This is a genomic window from Klebsiella sp. LTGPAF-6F, assembly GCF_001753185.1.
Taxonomy (GTDB): Bacteria; Pseudomonadota; Gammaproteobacteria; order Enterobacterales; family Enterobacteriaceae; genus Klebsiella; species Klebsiella michiganensis.
In genome coordinates this window covers 4,567,645-4,585,669 of the sequence record NZ_CP017450.1, presented here as the reverse complement: position 1 = coordinate 4,585,669, position 18,025 = coordinate 4,567,645, and the positions used below count along the sequence as shown (strand labels likewise).

15 protein-coding genes and 1 pseudogene are annotated in these 18,025 nt (G+C 57.1%); 10 read left to right on the top strand and 6 right to left on the bottom strand.

The genetic code is table 11. The features are described from left to right. Positions 1-139: 139 nt before the first annotated feature. Positions 140-1,207 (top strand): AI-2E family transporter, encoded by a 1,068-nt coding sequence (locus tag BJF97_RS21310; protein WP_004123481.1) that lies wholly within the window; start codon positions 140-142, stop codon positions 1,205-1,207. 78 nt (positions 1,208-1,285) lie between these two features. Here the strand turns inward: BJF97_RS21310 and bcp are convergent, their stop codons facing one another. Both bcp and BJF97_RS21300 read right to left on the bottom strand, forming a co-directional pair. After that, entirely contained in the window at positions 1,286-1,756 is a 471-nt protein-coding gene (bcp, locus tag BJF97_RS21305) for a thioredoxin-dependent thiol peroxidase (RefSeq protein ID WP_004104423.1), read from the bottom strand. A 3-nt stretch (positions 1,757-1,759) separates the two neighbouring features. After that, entirely contained in the window at positions 1,760-2,329 is a 570-nt protein-coding gene (locus BJF97_RS21300) for a glycine cleavage system transcriptional repressor (protein WP_004123480.1), read from the bottom strand. Between the two features lie 153 nt (positions 2,330-2,482). On the opposite strand from BJF97_RS21300, the gene dapA reads away from it, so the two are divergent. The 6 genes from dapA to ypfH all read left to right on the top strand — a co-directional run bounded on the left by dapA (position 2,483) and on the right by ypfH (position 9,009). Further along, positions 2,483-3,361, top strand: coding sequence for a 4-hydroxy-tetrahydrodipicolinate synthase (gene dapA / locus BJF97_RS21295; RefSeq protein WP_004853086.1), 879 nt, complete (start codon positions 2,483-2,485; stop codon positions 3,359-3,361). A 16-nt stretch (positions 3,362-3,377) separates the two neighbouring features. Next, positions 3,378-4,412 carry an outer membrane protein assembly factor BamC gene (gene bamC, locus BJF97_RS21290; RefSeq protein ID WP_032693127.1) on the top strand — a complete coding sequence of 345 codons (1,035 nt, stop codon included), beginning with the start codon at positions 3,378-3,380 and terminating at the stop codon, positions 4,410-4,412. 108 nt (positions 4,413-4,520) lie between these two features. Continuing rightward, positions 4,521-5,234: a phosphoribosylaminoimidazolesuccinocarboxamide synthase gene (gene purC / locus BJF97_RS21285; RefSeq protein WP_004104417.1), complete on the top strand. Its 714-nt coding sequence runs from the start codon at positions 4,521-4,523 to the stop codon at positions 5,232-5,234. Positions 5,235-5,353: 119 nt separating this feature from the next. Next, a complete protein-coding gene (gene ypfJ / locus BJF97_RS21280; protein ID WP_014839185.1) occupies positions 5,354-6,220 on the top strand; it encodes a KPN_02809 family neutral zinc metallopeptidase in 867 nt (288 codons plus the stop codon). A gap of 12 nt (positions 6,221-6,232) precedes the next feature. Continuing rightward, positions 6,233-8,233 (top strand): tRNA(Met) cytidine acetyltransferase TmcA, encoded by a 2,001-nt coding sequence (locus tag BJF97_RS21275; protein WP_032693125.1) that lies wholly within the window; start codon positions 6,233-6,235, stop codon positions 8,231-8,233. A gap of 77 nt (positions 8,234-8,310) precedes the next feature. Continuing rightward, on the top strand, positions 8,311-9,009 hold the full coding sequence (ypfH, locus tag BJF97_RS21270; protein ID WP_004853078.1) for an esterase: 699 nt from the start codon (positions 8,311-8,313) through the stop codon (positions 9,007-9,009). A 584-nt stretch (positions 9,010-9,593) separates the two neighbouring features. Here the strand turns inward: ypfH and BJF97_RS21265 are convergent. From BJF97_RS21265 to BJF97_RS21255, 3 genes are read right to left on the bottom strand one after another with little or no spacing between them, the layout of a single operon-like run. Next, complete coding sequence (locus BJF97_RS21265; protein ID WP_004123464.1) at positions 9,594-9,797, bottom strand: YpfN family protein; 204 nt, start codon at positions 9,795-9,797, stop codon at positions 9,594-9,596. Positions 9,798-9,824: 27 nt separating this feature from the next. Then, positions 9,825-10,952: a succinyl-diaminopimelate desuccinylase gene (gene dapE / locus BJF97_RS21260; protein ID WP_032693122.1), complete on the bottom strand. Its 1,128-nt coding sequence runs from the start codon at positions 10,950-10,952 to the stop codon at positions 9,825-9,827. A 3-nt stretch (positions 10,953-10,955) separates the two neighbouring features. Next, the gene (locus tag BJF97_RS21255) at positions 10,956-11,309 is read right to left on the bottom strand and encodes an ArsC family reductase (protein ID WP_014839182.1); all 354 of its coding nucleotides are present in this window, start codon (positions 11,307-11,309) and stop codon (positions 10,956-10,958) included. 386 nt (positions 11,310-11,695) lie between these two features. Here BJF97_RS21255 and ypfM point away from each other — a divergent pair, with 386 nt between their 5' ends. Then, positions 11,696-11,755 (top strand): protein YpfM, encoded by a 60-nt coding sequence (gene ypfM, locus BJF97_RS34330; protein WP_100181659.1) that lies wholly within the window; start codon positions 11,696-11,698, stop codon positions 11,753-11,755. A 137-nt stretch (positions 11,756-11,892) separates the two neighbouring features. Here the strand turns inward: ypfM and acrD are convergent, their stop codons facing one another. Then, on the bottom strand, positions 11,893-15,006 hold the full coding sequence (acrD, locus tag BJF97_RS21250) for a multidrug efflux RND transporter permease AcrD (RefSeq protein WP_004853071.1): 3,114 nt from the start codon (positions 15,004-15,006) through the stop codon (positions 11,893-11,895). 381 nt (positions 15,007-15,387) lie between these two features. Between acrD and aegA the strand changes: the two genes are divergently transcribed. Together aegA and nudK are read left to right on the top strand one after the other, a co-directional pair. Next, positions 15,388-17,352 carry a formate-dependent uric acid utilization protein AegA gene (gene aegA / locus BJF97_RS21245; RefSeq protein WP_014230339.1) on the top strand — a complete coding sequence of 655 codons (1,965 nt, stop codon included), beginning with the start codon at positions 15,388-15,390 and terminating at the stop codon, positions 17,350-17,352. Positions 17,353-17,410: 58 nt separating this feature from the next. Further along, a pseudogene (gene nudK, locus BJF97_RS21240) lies at positions 17,411-18,008 on the top strand (GDP-mannose pyrophosphatase NudK). The last annotated feature ends 17 nt before the right edge of the window (positions 18,009-18,025 follow it).

Below are 18,025 nucleotides of genomic sequence, written 5' to 3'. Positions count from 1 at the left end.
TCGTTCGCGGCGTTGCAAATATGATATTCATCCGGCCAGTAATGTTTGTGGTTTTACCCATAAAAAGCGAAGTCTTTTTTGTGACATTTCGATACAATTCCTGAGATTGTTACAGCTCCGCTCTTCAGGGAAGGGTTTTATGCTCCAGATGTTAATGCAGTGGTACCGTCGTCGGTTCAGCGACCCGGAGGCGATAGCGCTGCTGGTCATTTTGCTGGCTGGGTTCGGCATTATGTTTTTCTTCAGCGGCCTGCTGGCACCTTTGTTAGTGTCGATTGTTCTGGCCTATCTGCTGGAGTGGCCCACCGTCAGACTGGAGCGTATCGGGTTTTCACGTACCTGGGCCACCTCGGTCGTTCTGATTCTGTTCGTCGGCATTCTGCTGCTGATGGCGTTTGTGGTGATGCCGGTTGCCTGGCAGCAGGGCATTTATCTGATTCGCGATATGCCCGGGATGCTGAATAAACTTTCCGATTTCGCCGCCACGGTGCCGCGCCGTTATCCGGCCTTAATGGATGCCGGCATTATCGACGCGATGGCGGAGAATATGCGCAGCCGCATGTTAACCGTCGGCGACTCGGTGGTGAAATATTCGCTGGCCTCCCTGGTCGGGCTGCTGACCCTGGCGGTCTACCTGGTGCTGGTGCCGCTGATGGTTTTCTTTCTGCTGAAAGATAAAGAGCAGATGCTTAATGCCGTGCGCCGGGTGCTGCCGCGCAACCGCGGCCTGGCCGGGCAGGTGTGGAAAGAGATGAACCAGCAAATTACCAACTATATTCGCGGTAAGGTGCTGGAGATGATCGTCGTCGGCGTAGCGACGTGGATTGGCTTTATCCTTTTTGGCCTTAACTATTCGCTGCTGCTGGCGGTGCTGGTGGGGTTCTCGGTATTAATCCCCTATATCGGCGCGTTTGTGGTCACCATTCCGGTGGTGGGCGTGGCGTTGTTCCAGTTTGGCGCGGGAACCGAGTTCTGGAGCCTGTTTGCGGTGTACCTGATTATTCAGGCGCTGGACGGCAACCTGCTGGTGCCGGTACTCTTCTCGGAAGCCGTTAACCTGCATCCGCTGGTCATTATTCTGTCGGTGGTTATTTTTGGCGGTCTGTGGGGATTCTGGGGCGTGTTCTTCGCTATCCCGCTGGCGACGCTCATCAAAGCGGTGGTGCACGCCTGGCCGGATGGCCTGATAGTGGAAGACGAGCATTAGCGCGAAGCCGCAAGGAATGCCCTAAAAAAAGACGCCGGGTGGTTGAGAACGACCCGGCGTCTTGCGTTTGTCTTAGCGTCAGGCGTTTTCTTTCAGCCAGTTCAGCACCACGTCGTGGTGATTGCTGGTTTTGAAATCATCAAACACATGTTCGATTTTGCCGTTGGCGTCGATGAGGAAGCTAATACGATGGATACCGTCGTAGGTTTTCCCCATAAAGGTTTTTTCACCCCAGATACCGAACTGCTCGCATACCTGATGATCTTCATCAGACAGCAGAGTGAAGTTCAGCAGCTCTTTTTCGGCGAAACGGGAGAGTTTTTCTGGTTTATCCGTACTGATACCCAGTACTTCAACGCCTGCTTTTTTCAGGTCGTCCATATTATCGCGTAAACCGCACGCCTGTACGGTGCAGCCCGGGGTCATGGCTTTCGGATAAAAATAAACCAGAACACGCTGTCCCTGGAAGTCGGTCAAATTTACTTCCTCGCCGTCCTGGTCCGGTAAGCTAAATTTCGGTGCAATATCACCGGCTTTCAGTGGGTTCATCACTCAAACTCCATCCTGTTCATCATGCTGTGAATAATTAACAATGTTAATACTGCCTTGTGCATTCAGTTCTGTACATAGGGCTTTGAACGCTTGTTCGATATTTGATGCATTTTGCGTAGTCGGGCTGTGGGCGGTGATTTGAATAAAAAGCTGTGCTGACTCGTCGTTCGCTCCGGGCTGAGTGCGGGAAACCAGCTCGGCAATGTTCATTTTCCACGTATCGCACAGCGCCGTAAACCGCTCAATGATATGCGGCGAATCCGGCACCTCAACCTGAACCCAGACGGTGTTCTGCATCGCCTGAGGTGGCCTCGCGGTTGTACGCTTCATCACGATAAGCAGATCCAGCTCGGCGCCTTTCAGCGGCAGAGTGGATTCAATCAGGTTAATTGCATTCCACGAGCCGGAAAGCAGCATGATAAACGTAAACTCATCGCCAAGCATGGCCAGCCGACTGTCTTCAATATTACAGCCGCAGCTGCTGACGTGACGAGTGATCGTATTCACGATGCCTGGGCGGTCAGCACCCAACGCGGTAATAACCAGATAGTGTTGTAATGAGGCTGTCAAACCTGTTCTTCCTTTAAAAAGGTGAGGTAACGTTAGGAAAGCATAAAAAAAACCGGCATACAACATCCCTGATGGCATCGGGTCTCTTGCTTTTATTACGACTCCAAACGTAACATTGAGAATCTTGTCCCACTTATGCTCTGAGGATGGCCCATGTTTACGGGAAGTATTGTAGCGCTTGTCACGCCAATGGATGAAAACGGCAATGTCTGCCGGTCAAGCCTGAAAAAACTGATTGATTATCATGTCGCCAGCGGAACCTCGGCGATCGTTTCGGTAGGGACTACCGGAGAGTCCGCAACATTGAGCCATGAAGAGCATGGTGATGTGGTGATGCAGACGCTGGAGCTGGCCGACGGGCGTATCCCGGTCATTGCCGGTACCGGTGCAAATGCAACCGCAGAGGCGATTAGCCTGACCAAGCGATTTAACGATAGCGGCGTGGTTGGCTGCCTGACGGTAACGCCGTATTACAACCGTCCGACCCAGGAAGGGCTGTTCCAACACTTTAAAGCTATCGCAGAACATACTGACCTGCCGCAAATCCTGTATAATGTGCCGTCCCGTACCGGTTGCGATATGCTGCCTGAAACCGTTGGTCGTCTGGCGGAAATTAAAAATATTATCGGTATTAAGGAAGCAACGGGGAACTTAAGCCGCGTTCATCAGATCAAAGAGCTGGTTTCAGATGACTTTATTCTGCTGAGCGGCGATGACGCGACCGGAATGGACTTTATGCAGCTTGGCGGTCATGGCGTGATTTCCGTAACGACAAACGTTGCGGCGCGCGAAATGGCCGAGATGTGCCGACTGGCGCTAGCAGGTCAATTTGCCGAAGCTCGTGCGATTAACCAGCGTCTGATGCCATTGCATACCAAATTATTTGTCGAACCCAACCCTATCCCGGTCAAATGGGCCTGTAAGGCGTTGGGTCTTGTGGCGACCGATACGCTACGCCTGCCGATGACCCCGATTACCGAAAACGGTATTAAGGTCGTGACCGCAGCGCTGAAGCATGCCGGTTTGCTGTAAAGTTTAGGGAGATTTGATGGCTTACTCAGTACAGAAGTCGCGCCTGGCGAAGGTTGCGGGTGTTTCGCTGGTTCTACTCCTCGCGGCCTGTAGTTCTGACTCGCGCTACAAGCGTCAGGTGAGCGGCGACGAGGCCTATTTGCAGGCTACGCCGCTTAGTGAACTTCACGCGCCAGCAGGGATGATCCTGCCGATTCAGGTGGGTGATTATAATATTCCGGTTGCGACCAGCACCGGTAACACTGGCAAAGCCCTGGACATTCGTCCGCCGGCCCAGCCACTGGCGCTGGTCAGCGGCGCGCGTACGCAGTTCAGCGGTGATACCGCGACGCTGATGGTGGAAAACGGGCGCAGCGGTTCGCTTTGGGCGCAGGTGGCAAGCATCGTGCAGTCGAAAAACTACACTATCGCGAAACGCGACGATGCCAGCCAGACGCTGAATACCGACTGGGTCGAATGGAATCGCCTCGATGAAGACCAGCAGTACCGTGGTCGCTATCAAATCTCAGTTAAGCAGCAGGGCTATCAGCAGGCGGTGATCGTGAAGCTGGTGAATCTGGAGCAGGCGGGTAAACCTGTTGCCGATCCGGCTTCACTGCAGCGCTACAGTACCGCCATGCTGAACGTCATCTCCGAAGGTCTGGATCTGAACGCCACCAGCGCGCAGAACGCCGCGCAGAAAAACGCCGGGGCGACCTTCGACGTGCAGAGCGGCGCTGATGATACCGGCCTGCCGATGCTGATCGTTCGCGCGCCGTTTAACCTGGTGTGGCAACGCCTGCCGGGCGCGCTGGAAAAAGTGGGCATGAAGGTCACCGATAGCTCTCGTTCTCAGGGCAGCTTCTCCGTCACCTACAAACCGCTTTCCGACAGCGGCTGGACCGATCTGGGCGCCCGCGACCCGCAGCTGGTTTCCGGCGATTATAAACTGCAGGTCGGGGACCTCGATAACCGCAGCAGTCTGCAGTTCATCGACCCGAAAGGCCATACGCTGACGCAGTCGCAAAATGATGCCCTGGTCGCCGTATTCCAGGCTGCATTAAGTAAGTAATTAACAGGGCTGGAGCAATCCGGCCCTTTTTAATGTATAGTGACGCAAACGTGTGCGTCGGCAGAAAAGCACAAATTTTTATCGTTAATCATCACTGGAGTGACAAAGATGCAAAAGCAAGCTGAGTTGTATCGTGGTAAAGCGAAGACGGTATACAGCACCGAAAACCCGGATCTGTTGATACTCGAATTCCGTAACGATACGTCAGCAGGGGACGGCGCTCGCATTGAGCAGTTCGATCGTAAAGGCATGGTGAACAACAAGTTCAACCATTTCATTATGAGCAAGCTGGCGGAAGCGGGTATCCCGACCCAGATGGAAGCGCTGTTGTCCGATACCGAGTGTCTGGTTAAAAAGCTGGATATGGTGCCGGTGGAGTGCGTGGTACGTAACCGCGCCGCCGGTTCGCTGGTGAAACGCTTAGGGATTGAAGAGGGCATCGAACTGAACCCGCCGCTGTTCGACCTGTTCCTGAAGAACGACGCCATGCACGACCCGATGGTCAACGAATCCTACTGCGAAACCTTTGGCTGGGTGAGCAAAGAGAACCTGGCGCGTATGCAGGAGCTGACCTACAAAGCTAACGATGTGCTGAAAAAGCTGTTTGACGATGCGGGCCTGATCCTGGTGGACTTCAAGCTGGAGTTCGGTTTGTTCAAAGGCGAAGTGGTGCTGGGGGATGAATTTTCTCCGGACGGCAGCCGTCTGTGGGATAAAAAGACCATGGATAAAATGGACAAAGACCGCTTCCGCCAGAGCCTTGGCGGCCTGATTGAAGCCTACGAAGAAGTCGCTCATCGCCTGGGCGTGAAGCTCGACTAATCCCCTACGCCAGGAGAAGTTTTCTTCTTCTGGCGCTCTTCTTGCTGTTTCCTGTGGTAATCCTCCGCTGAACCGCCTACGATCTTATTCATTGGTTAATATGATGAATTGAGGTGCTTATGCGCTGGCAAGGACGTCGCGAGAGCGACAATGTGGAAGATCGTCGTGGTCAATCTGGTTCACCGATGGGCGGTGGAGGCGGTTTTCGTCTCCCCAGCGGTAAAGGCGGTATTGTACTGCTGATTATTGTTCTGGTGGCGGGCTATTACGGCGTGGATTTAACCGGCATGCTGACCGGCGAGCCGGTATCTCAACAGCAAACCACCCAACGCTCCATTAGCCCGCAGGATGAAGAGGCCGCGAAATTCACGAAGGTGATTCTGGCGGACACGGAAGATACCTGGGGCGCTATTTTTAAAGATATGGGCCGTCAGTATCCGCAGCCCAAACTGGTGATGTACCGCGGCGCGACGCGGACCGCCTGCGGCACTGGTCAATCGGTCATGGGGCCTTTTTACTGCCCGGCGGACAGCACGGTGTATATCGACCTGTCATTCTACGATGAGATGAGAAACAAGCTTGGCGCCGGCGGCGATTTCGCCCAGGGCTACGTTATCGCCCACGAGGTTGGCCATCACGTACAAAAGCTGTTGGGTATTGAATCGAAAGTGCGTCAGCTACAGCAAAACGCTTCGCAGGCGGAAGCGAATCGTCTGTCGGTAAAAATGGAGCTACAGGCGGACTGTTTTGCCGGCGTCTGGGGCTACAACATGCAGAAGCAGGACTACATGGAGACCGGCGATCTGCAGGAAGCGCTGAACGCCGCAGAGGCGATTGGCGACGATCGCCTGCAGCAGCAGAGCCAGGGGCGCGTCGTGCCGGACAGCTTTACCCACGGAACGTCGCAGCAGCGCTACACCTGGTTTAAACGCGGCTTCGATAGCGGCGACCCGGCGCAGTGCAACACCTTCGGCAACGCGCTGTAATGCTCTTCTGTCATGGATGAACTGCGTCACCTGACGGCGCAGATGGCGCGCGAAGGTATTCGTCGTCTGCTGGTTCTCAGCGGCGACGATGCCTGGACTCAGCTTCAGGCGCAACAAATACGCACAGCGCTGGCCGGAGACGGACTGTGGGTTGGCCAGCGTCCGATGCCCGAGCCGTACGTCTCGTCTGCTGCCCTGAAATCGCTGCTGGGCCGCGAATTCCAGCACGCTTTTTTCGATGCCCGCGAGGGTTTTGATGTTGCCGCTTTCGCCGCGTTAGCCGGTACGCTACGCGCCGGTAGCTGGCTGGTATTGCTCACCCCCGACTTCGCCCAATGGCCGGCCCGTCCTGATGCGGATTCCCTGCGCTGGAGCGACGCTCCCGACCCCATCCCTACGCCGAATTTTGTTTATCGTTTTTGCCAACAGATTAGTGCGGATAACGCGTCCATTCTCTGGCGGCAGGGCAATGAACTTGCGGTGCCCGCGTTACCCGTGCGCCCACCATGGCATCCCGCCGACGGACATCCGCAGGCGGAGCAGGCTGCCGTGCTTGCCGAACTGGCCCGGTTCCCTCCCGGTATTGCGGCGCTAACCGCCGAGCGCGGGCGAGGCAAGTCCGCGCTCGCGGGGATGCTTATTCGCCATCTGGGGGGAGATGCCATCGTCACGGCACCGGCGCGGGGAGCAGCGGAGGTGATGGCGACATTCGCCGGGGAGGCTTTCCGCTTTATGGCCCCCGACGCACTGCTGGCTTCCGGCTGCACCGCCGGATGGCTGATTGTCGATGAAGCCGCGGCCATCCCCGGGCCGCTGCTGCGCCAGCTGGTCTCCCGCTTCCCGAGGACGCTGTTGACCACTACCGTTCAGGGGTACGAGGGGACGGGACGCGGCTTTTTGCTTAAGTTTTGCGCCAGTTTTGCGCACTTACGGCAGTTTAGCCTGACGACGCCCATCCGTTGGGCAAGCGGCTGCCCGCTGGAGGCGGCGATTGCGCGGCTGCTGCTGTTCAACGACGAGACCTTTCAGCACGCGCCAGGCGGCGATATCGTGCTGGAAAGCGTCAGCCAGAAGCGCTGGCGGCGACAGCCTGCGTTACCGGAAGCGATATATCAGCTGCTCTCCGGGGCCCACTATCGCACGTCGCCGCTGGACCTCCGGCGCATGATGGATGCGCCGGGGCAGCATTTTACCTGCGCCCGCGGCGGGGAGCGCATCGCCGGGGCGCTATGGCTGGTGGAGGAGGGCGGTCTTGAGCCGCCGCTTAGCCTGGCGGTGTGGGCCGGCTATCGCCGTCCGCGCGGCAATCTGGTGGCGCAGTCGCTGGCGGCGCACGGCGGTAGCCCCCTGGCGGCTACGTTGACGGGCCTGCGTATCAGCCGTATTGCCGTGCATCCGGCTCGCCAGCGCGAAGGGCTGGGGCAGCGGCTGGTGGCCCGGGCGGCGTCGCAGGCTGCGGACCGGGATTATCTCTCGGTGAGTTTTGGCTATACGCCTGAGCTGTGGCGCTTCTGGCAACGCTGCGGTTTTACGCTGGTGCGGCTGGGCACGCATCGGGAAGCCAGCAGCGGCTGTTACACCGCGATGGCGCTCTATCCTCTCAGCGAAGCGGGCCATCGCCTGGCACGCGAAGAAGCCCAACGGCTGCAGCGCGACGAATTCTGGCTGCGCGAGTGGCGAGATGAACCTGTGCCGCTGACGGCGCTGAAAGCGACTATTCTTACTGAAGAAGACTGGCTGGAGGTGGCGGGTTTTGCTTTTGCCCATCGTCCGCTGCTGACCTCGGCGGGTAGCCTCAATCGCCTGCTTATATTGGTGGAGCTGCCGCTTCCGGCGCTGCGGGCCCGCCTGCAGCAGCAGGATGAGGCCGCGCTTTGCCAAACGTTAGGTTTATCCGGACGGAAAGCGCTGCTGGCCAGGCTGCGCGAAGAAGCGGCGCAGGCGCTGCTCAGCCTGGATGAAAACCGCGCCAACGACCTGCGCCGGCAGGTTCAAATGCTGCAATTTTTTTAACTAACTCCTTCAGTTAAATGGCATGGTCATATTTCGCCTGCGGCGTAAACTTCCTTGCAGACATTAAGGAGACAGCCATGAAACACGATCATTTTATTGTTCAAAGCCCCGCGACACCTGCACAGCAACTGCTGCTGCTGTTTCATGGCGTCGGCGATAACCCGGTGGCCATGGGGCAAATCGGTAGCTGGTTTGCGCCGCTGTTTCCCGATGCGCTGATTGTCAGTATCGGCGGCGCTGAGCCGTGCGGTCCGCCTCCGGGACGCCAGTGGTTTTCCGTGCAGGGCGTTAGCGAAGAAAACCGCCAGCAGCGAGTGGATGCCATCATGCCGACCTTTATCGAAACGGTGCGCTACTGGCAACAGCAGAGCGGCGTCAGCCCGCAGGCGACGGCGCTGATCGGCTTCTCACAGGGGGCGATTATGTCGCTGGAGAGCATTAAAGCCGAGCCGGGTCTGGCATCGCGGGTGATCGCCTTTAACGGCCGCTATGCGACGCTGCCGGAGACCGCGACGACCGCGACCACTGTTCACCTGATCCACGGCGGTGAAGATCGGGTGATCGATCTGGCGTGGGCGGTGGCGGGGCAGGAGGCGCTGCAGCAGGCCGGCGGTGACGTGACGCTGGATATTGTTGAAGATCTGGGGCACGCGATTGACGATCGCAGTATGCAGTTTGCCCTCGATCATCTGCGCTTTACCGTACCGAAGCACTATTTCGACGAAGCCCTCAGCGGCAGCACGCCGAAAGACAGCGATATTATTGAATTGCTGTGAATAATAAACCCGGAGGCGGCGCGATGCGCCTGTCCGGGCTACCGGACCTGCAGACGAGCTGGAAACCCGTAGCCCGGGCAAGGCGCGTTAAGCGCCGCCCCGGGAAAAGAGCGCAGAGTGGGGTAATTTCCCGGAGGCGATGCTGCGCATCTTGTCCGGGCTACCGGACCTGCAGACGAGCTGGAAACCCGTAGCCCGGGCAAGGCGCGTTAAGCGCCGCCCCCGGGAAAAGAGCGCAGAGTGGGGTAATCTTCCGGAGGCGATGCTGCGCATCTGTCTGGGCTACCGTACCTGCAGACGAGCTGGAAACCCGTAGCCCGGGCAAGGCGCGTTAAGCGCCGCCCCCGGGAGAAGAGCGCAGAGTGGGGTAATCTTCCGGAGGCGATGCTGCGCATCTGTCCGGGCTACCGGACTTGCAACGAGCTGGAAACCCGTAGCCCGGGCAAGGCGCGTTAAGCGCCGCCCCCGGGAAAAGAGCGCAGAGTGGGATAATTTCCCGGAGGCGATGCTGCGCATCTGTCAGGGCTACTTGACCCGCGTCGAACTCACCGGGCGATTGCTTTATGGCAATCCGCGGTAAGATGTTACTTCTTCTTCGACGGGTCGTTCTTCGGCCAGTCGTCATCGTCGTCCCACTTGTCGTTGAAGTCGCGATGCGGGGGCAGATCCGGTTTATTGTTGAGAAATTTTTTGTGGTCAACGCGGGTCAGATCTTTAATCACGTTGATCATCACGCCCACCAAAAATACCAACACCAGAACCCACCAGTATTTCGTTAGCCAATCCATGCGCTTACCTCTTCTCTATTGATGCCGTCAGGCGACCAGCTGTTCCATGATGCGTTGGTACATCCGCGCCAGCAGCTGGAGGTCGGCGGCATTCACACACTCGTTTATTTTATGAATGGTGGCGTTCACTGGCCCCAGTTCAACCACCTGCGCGCCCATACGCGCGATAAAGCGCCCGTCGGAGGTGCCGCCGTTGGTCAGCAGCTGCGGTTTTATTTCATTATAGTGCTCAATGGCGTTAACCACCGCATCAACCAGCTTACCGCGGCTGGTCAGGAACGGCTGGCCTGAGAGCCACCAGTCGACGCTGTAGCGCAGCGCGTACTTCTCCAGCAGCGCCACGACGCGCGCTTTAATCATTTCATCGGTCAGCTCGGTGCTAAAGCGGAAGTTGAACTGGACGAACATATCACCGGGAATCACGTTGTTGCTGCCGGTGCCGGCCTGCACGTTAGCGATTTGCATACTGGTCGGCGGAAAGAACTCGTTGCCCTTATCCCATTCGATATTCACCAGCTCCGCCAGCATCGGCGCGGCGCGGTGCACCGGGTTATCGGCGTGATGCGGGTAGGCCACGTGCCCCTGCACGCCGTGAATGGTCAGGTTGCAGGTCAGCGAGCCGCGACGGCCGTTTTTCACCACATCGCCGACGACTTCGGTGCTGGACGGTTCGCCGACCAGGCAATAATCCAGGCGCTCGTTGCGCGCCATCAGCGCTTCAACAACCTTAACGGTGCCGTTTTTGGCGCTGGCTTCTTCATCAGAAGTGATCAGGAAGGCCAGACGACCTTTATGATTCGGATACTGAGCGACAAAACGTTCGGCGGCGACGACCATTGCCGCGAGCGAGCCTTTCATATCCGCGGCGCCGCGGCCAAACAGCATGCCGTCGCGAATGGTGGGTTCAAAGGGGGGATTAATCCAGCGATCGGCGTCCCCCGACGGGACGACATCGGTATGGCCGGCAAACGCCAGCGTTTCCCCGCGCCCGCGCCAGGCCCAGAAGTTTTGGGTATCCCCGAAATCCATCGGTTCAACGGTAAAGCCAATCGCACGCAGGCGTTCAATCATTAACGCCTGGCATCCCGCATCATCGGGGCTGAGGGAAGGGCGGCGAATAAGCTGCTGAGCCAGCTCAATGACCGGGCAAGACATAGACTACACCTCGTTAAACTGCTGATAACTTGATTCACTGAAACCCAGCAGCATAGGCTGACCGGGCGCGCAGAGCAATGGGCGTTTAATGATTGCCGGCATTTCCAGCATCAGTTTTGCCGCAGCGTCGGCGTTATTGATACCGGCGCGGACCGTTTCATCCAGCTTGCGCCACGTCGTCCCCCGGGTGTTAAGCAGGGCTTCCCAGCCGAGTTCAGCGATAAAGCTATCTAATAAAGTGCGATCCAGACCATCGACACGATAATCATGAAAGCGATATTCTATCTGCTGTGTCTCCAGCCAGCGGCGAGCCTTTTTTATGGTGTCGCAGTTTTTTATCCCGTACATGGTAAGCATGATTAAACCTTTTCCGTTGAATTAAACGATTGGCTAAGAATGTTCCGAATATATAAGCCCTGAATAAATAATACGTGAAATGCTTTAATAAATATCGTTTTTTCCCGTCGGGATATATTCATCGTTACATTTTGGCTGTTTTTTAAACGCTCCCTGACGGTGTTTCCTGGCCTCAAGGCGGATCCCGGTGATTCAGGCTGATGAACAAATGTTGCTAAATGTTGCTGTTGGTCACATTAAAATGCGCAAAATCGGCTCATAGTACTTACGAATGAAAGAGAACGTTCCGCAGGGGGTAATGAAAGTTATCAGTACGATAGCGCAAACAGGCTTTTAACCATCAATGAATTTGCATAAAATCACCCATAATAATAAGAGAGGCTATTATGATTGAACACGAACTGGGGAACTGGAAAGACTTTATCGAAGGCATGCTTCGTAAATAGTTTTCCGCAATAAAAGCATGGCGATTTCACAGGCAGAATAATAATGCAGTTGAAGCGACCACATGAAAAAGGCGACCTGTCCGGTCGCCTTTTCTGTTATTTGGCCCTGGCGAAAATATCGTCAGGGCGCGTCCCGATTATTGCGGCCGTTCCTTGAGCGGGAAGCGGCGACGTACCAGCACAAAGAACAGCGGCACGAAGAAGATAGCCAGCACCGTAGCGGAAATCATCCCGCCCATCACCCCGGTGCCGACGGCATGCTGGCTGCCGGAGCCCGCCCCTGTGCTGGTGGCCATCGGCAGTACGCCGAAGATAAACGCCAGTGAGGTCATCAGGATCGGCCGCAGACGCTGGCGGCAGGCGGAGAGCGTGGCGGTAAGCAGATCTTCGCCTTTCTGATTCAGCTCATTGGCAAATTCGACAATAAGAATGGCGTTCTTCGCCGACAGGCCGATAACCGTCAGCAGGCCTACCTGGAAATAGACATCGTTTTCCAGGCCGCGCATCCAGGTGGCCAGCAGCGCGCCGATAACCCCCAGCGGCACCACCAGCATCACCGAGAACGGCACCGACCAGCTTTCATACAGCGCCGCCAGGCACAGGAACACCACCAGCAGCGAAATGGCGTACAGCGCCGGCGCCTGCGCCCCGGAGAGCCGCTCCTGATAAGACATCGCCGTCCATTCGAGACCAAAGCCGTTCGGCAGCTGCTGGGCCAGCTCTTCCATAATCGTCATGGCGGTACCGGTACTGACGCCCGGCGCGGCTTCACCGACGATCTCTACCGCCGAGTAGCCGTTGTAGCGCTCCAGACGCGGCGAGCCGGTCTCCCAGCGCGAGGTCGCGAAGGCGGAGAAGGGCACCATCGTACCGCTGCTGTTGCGCACGTACCACAGGTTGATATCGTCCGGCAGCATGCGATACGGCGCGGCCGCCTGAACGTAGACCTTCTTCACGCGGCCGCGATCCATAAAGTCGTTGACGTAGCTTGACCCCCACGCGGTCTGCAGGGTGTCGTTGATATCGTCGATAGAGACGCCCAGCGCCTGCGCTTTACGCTGATCGATGTCCACCTGAAGCTGCGGGCTATCGTCGAGGCCGTTGTGGCGGACGCGGGTGAGCTGGTTATTTTTTCCGGCCAGCTCCAGCAGGGTATCGCGGGCGGCCATCAGCGCTTCGTGTCCGTTGCCCGCGTGATCCTCCAGCTCCATATCAAAACCGGCGGAACTGCCCAGACCGCTGATGGCCGGCGGACTGCTGGCAAAGACGCGCGCTTCTTTAATTTTGTTAAACGCTTTGGTTGCGCGTTCGATGATGGCAAAAGATGAACCGGTTGTGGGATCGCGTTCGTCCCAGTCCTTCAGGCGTACGAACATACGCGCCACGTTCTGGCCGTTGCCGCCGGGGCCGGAGCCGATGGTTGCGAACACCGATTCGACGTTTTGCTTCTCATTGTTCAGGAAGTAGTCTTCCGCCTGCTGCACCACCTTCAGGGTTTGCTGCTGGGTTGAGCCGCTCGGCAACTGCACCGAAGTGGTAAACATGCCGCGGTCTTCCAGCGGCAGGAATGACGTGGGCAGATGCAGAAACAGAAAGACCATCCCGCCCAGCAGCAGGACGTAGATCATTATCCAGCGCAGCGAACGATGAAGAATTTTGCCGACCGCGGTTTCGTAGCGGCTGGCGTTACGGTTAAACGTGCGGTTAAACCAGCCAAAAAAGCCCCTCTGCCCGTGGGTTTCGCCTTTATGAACGGGTTTAAGCAATGTGGCGCACAGCGCCGGGGTGAGGATCATCGCCACCAGCACCGACAGCACCATCGCCGAGACGATGGTAATCGAGAACTGGCGGTAGATCGCGCCGGTGGTGCCGCCGAAGAAGGCCATCGGCACAAATACCGCCGATAGCACCATGGCGATACCGACCAGCGCGCCCTGAATCTGCCCCATTGATTTTCGCGTCGCTTCACGCGGCGAGAGGCCCTCCTCGCTCATGATACGCTCGACGTTCTCTACCACCACGATGGCATCGTCCACCAGCAGGCCTATCGCCAGCACCACCGCGAACATGGTTAAGGTGTTGATGCTGTAGCCGCAGGCGTAAAGGACGGCAAAGGTTCCCATCAGCACCACCGGAACGGCGATGGTCGGGATCAGCGTGGCGCGGAAGTTCTGCAGGAACAGATACATCACGAGAAAGACCAGCGCGATGGCTTCAAGCAGCGTTTTCACGACGTCGGTAATCGACGCCTTAACGAATGAGGTGGTTTCGTAAGCGACTTTATATTCCAGGCCGTGCGGGAAATATTGCGACAGCTCGTTCAGACGGCTGATGACGCGTTCAGCGGTCGCCATTTCGTTTGCGCCAGAGGCCAGCTTAACCCCCAGCCCGGACGCCGCCTGGCGGTTGTAGCGGCTGAGGTAATCGTATTTTTCCGCCCCCATCTCGACGGTGGCGACGTCGCCAAGGGTGACTTCCGAACCGTCCTGATTAACCCGCAGGGTAATATCACGGAACTGTTCCGGCGTTTGTAACAGCGATTGTGAATTAATCGTCGCGTTGAGCGCCTGTTTATCCACCGACGGCGTGCCGCCCAGCTGGCCGACGGCGATCTGCGCGTTTTGCGAAGAGATGGCATCAGTGACGTCTTTCGCCGTCATCTGAAAGCTGTTGAGTTTGGCCGGATCGAGCCAGATGCGCATCGAATACTGCGAACCATAGGCGTCAATATCTCCGACGCCGTTGACCCGGCTGAGCGGGTCCTGAATATTACTGGCGACGTAGTCGGCGATATCCTGTTTATCCATACTGCCGTCGGTAGAGACGAAGGCGATCGTCAGGATATTGGTATCCCCGGTTTTACGCACCGTTACGCCCTGGTTCTGGACGGCCTGCGGCAGTTTGCGCATCGCCGACTGTAGCTGGTTCTGCACCTGCTGGACCGCTTCATCCGGATCGGTCCCGGCGGTAAAGCTCAGCGTCACGGTGGCCTGGCCGGTGCCGCTGCTCTGGGATGACATATACATCAGGTTATCGAGGCCGGTCATATTTTGCTCGATAACCTGGGTGACCGTATTTTCCAGCGTCTGTGCCGAAGCGCCCGGATAGTTCGCTGTGATCCGTACGTTAGGCGGGGCAAGGTCGGGATATTGCTCAACGGGAAGCGACAAAATTGCGAGCGTACCGGTCAGGCATAAAAGTATTGCCAGTACCCACGCAAAAATGGGGCGATCGATAAAAAAATTCGCCATCAGAATTAGGACCTCATTTTGCACATTTTTTTGTTATTGCACAGCCTGTGACACTCTAGCGGCAAGCCCTCAGGCAATCGTGGAGAAAATAAGGAGATAGTGTAATTTATCGTGTGCCTTTTATGGCAGCGTAAAGAACTCTCTTTCTTCCTCTACCTGCTCCTTCCTTTCGGCGCGCCGCCGCGGTGGCGCAAACGTAGCGCATTATTACTTAGCTAAATAAAACGTGATTTCATTTAAGTCAAAAAAATTGATCCACCTCGGGTTATTACCAAAAAATCGGCAACCTGTGCAAATGCACATTGTTCCGGCACCGTTTTGTCGGGTAATAGATAAGCATGCGAATTGAGGGGTTATTCACCACGAAGACTGAAGGATGTCATGAACCACTTTATTTTAAGCGATAGTCATAAGTGCATCGGATGCAAGGCTTGTGAAGTTGCCTGCGTCATGGCGCACAACGATGAGCAGCATGTTTTGACCCCGCAGCGTTTTTTGCCGCGCATTACGGTTATCAAAAACGAGCAAAAACGTAACGCCGTAACCTGCCACCATTGTGAAGGGGCGCCGTGCGCCCGCAGTTGTCCCAATGGCGCCATCAGCCAGCTTAACGACAGCGTCCAGGTTAATCAGGAGAAATGCATCGGCTGTAAATCCTGTATGGTTGCCTGCCCGTTTGGCGTGATGCAAATCGTCCTGACGCCGGTACAGGAGGAGAGGGTCAAAGCGACGGCGCATAAATGCGATTTGTGCAGCGGTCGCGAAGAGGGGCCCGCCTGCGTACAAAACTGCCCGGCCGAAGCGCTGGTACTGGCAACGGACAGCACGCTGGTGAATCTGGCGAAACAGCGGCGTCAGCGCGCGGCGCGTCTGGGCCACCCCGGCGCGGCGATGGCGCCTTGCTCCGCGGGCAAAGTCGCGCAGATGGCCGCGACGCCGCCGCGCGGCGAGCCCGACAAGCTATCCGCCGAGGCGCGTAAGGCCAATTTTAGCGAAATCTATCTGCCGTTCAGCGCCGGGCAGGCCAACCGCGAGGCGGAGCGCTGCCTGACGTGCGGCGAGCACAGCATTTGTGAATGGACCTGTCCGCTGCATAACCACATTCCGCAATGGATTGAACGCGTGAAAAAGGGGGATATTTCCGCCGCCGTGGAGCTTTCTCACCAGACCAACTGCCTGCCGGAAATTACCGGCCGCGTCTGCCCGCAGGATCGCCTGTGCGAAGGGGCCTGCACGCTGCGCGATGAGCACGGTTCGGTGACTATCGGCAACATTGAACGCTATATCTCCGACCAGGCGCTGGCCAACGGCTGGCGGCCGGATCTTTCTCAGGTCGTTGAAAGCGGCAAGCGGGTGGCGATTATCGGCGCGGGTCCTGCCGGGCTCGCCTGCGCCGACCGTCTGGTGCGTAACGGCGTGAGTCCGGTGGTCTTTGACCGTCACCCGGAAATTGGCGGTCTGCTGACCTTTGGTATTCCGGCCTTTAAGCTGGATAAATCTCTGCTTGCCCGGCGGCGGGAAATCTTTACCCAGATGGGCGTGCGCTTTGAGCTGAACTGCGAGATAGGCAAAGATATCCCGCTGACGACGCTGCTTGATGACTATGACGCAGTATTTATTGGCGCCGGAACCTATCGCTCGATGAAAGCGGATCTGCCGAATGAAGACGCGCCCGGCGTATATGACGCGCTGCCGTTCCTGATAGCCAACACCAAACAGGTGATGGGGCTGCTTGAGCTGCCGGAAGAGCCTTACGTCAACACCGAAGGGCTGAACGTCGTGGTGCTCGGCGGCGGCGATACGGCGATGGACTGCGTGCGTACCGCGCTGCGCCACGGCGCGAAGCAGGTTACCTGCGCCTATCGTCGCGATGAAGCCAATATGCCCGGTTCGAAGAAAGAGGTGAAAAACGCGCGCGAAGAGGGAGCGCAGTTTGAATTTAACGTCCAGCCGGTCACCCTGGAGCTGAACGAGAAGGGACACGTCAACGGCGTACGCTTTCTGCGTACCCGGCTGGGCGCGCCGGACGCTCAGGGGCGCCGCAGCCCGTCGCCAATCCCCGGAAGCGAGTTTGTCATGCCCGCCGACGCGGTGATCATGGCCTTTGGTTTCCATCCGCACGGTATGCCGTGGCTGGAATCGGTGGGCGTTAAGCTCGATAGCCGGGGTCGAATCAAGGCCAATGTGGAAAGCCGCTACCGCTACCAGACCACCCATCGCAAAGTGTTTGCCGGCGGCGATGCGGTGCGTGGCGCCGATCTGGTGGTGACCGCCATGGCGGAAGGCCGCCACGCGGCGCAGGGGATAATGGACTTCCTCGAGGTTAAATCGATTCCGCTTCACTGACGACAAAGCGGGCTTCACAGCGTAGTATGGCATCGTCATTTCACGCTGTGGGGCTCGTATGTCACTCAATATCAACATTATCAAAGATAAAATCCTCTCCGAAAACTGGTTCCTTTTGCGCAACATGACCTATGAACTGACGCGCAGCGACGGCAGCGTGGTTCGCCATAGACGCGAAGTCTACGATCGCGGCAACGGCGCTACCATCTTGCTGTATAACCGCCATAAGCAGACCGTCGTGCTGGTTCGCCAGTTTCGCATCGCGACCTGGGTAAACGGCAACGAAGACGGGATGCTGATTGAAACCTGCGCCGGGCTTCTGGACAGCGATGAGCCGGAGGAGTGCGTGCGCAAAGAAGCTATTGAAGAGACCGGTTTCGAAGTCGGTGAAGTGCGCAAACTGTTTGAACTGTTTATGTCGCCCGGCGGCGTCACCGAGCTTATCTATTTCTTTATTGCCGAATATAACGATACTCAGCGGGCCAACGATGGCGGCGGCGTTGATGATGAAGATATTGAGGTGCTGGAGCTCCCTTATCATCGGGCGCTGGAGATGATGGCGAACGGGGAGATCCGCGATGGCAAAGCGGTGATCCTGCTGCAATATTTGCAAACCTCCGGGCTGATGAACGGGGATCTCTGATAAATCCGATTGAGTAAAACCTCGCCGCTG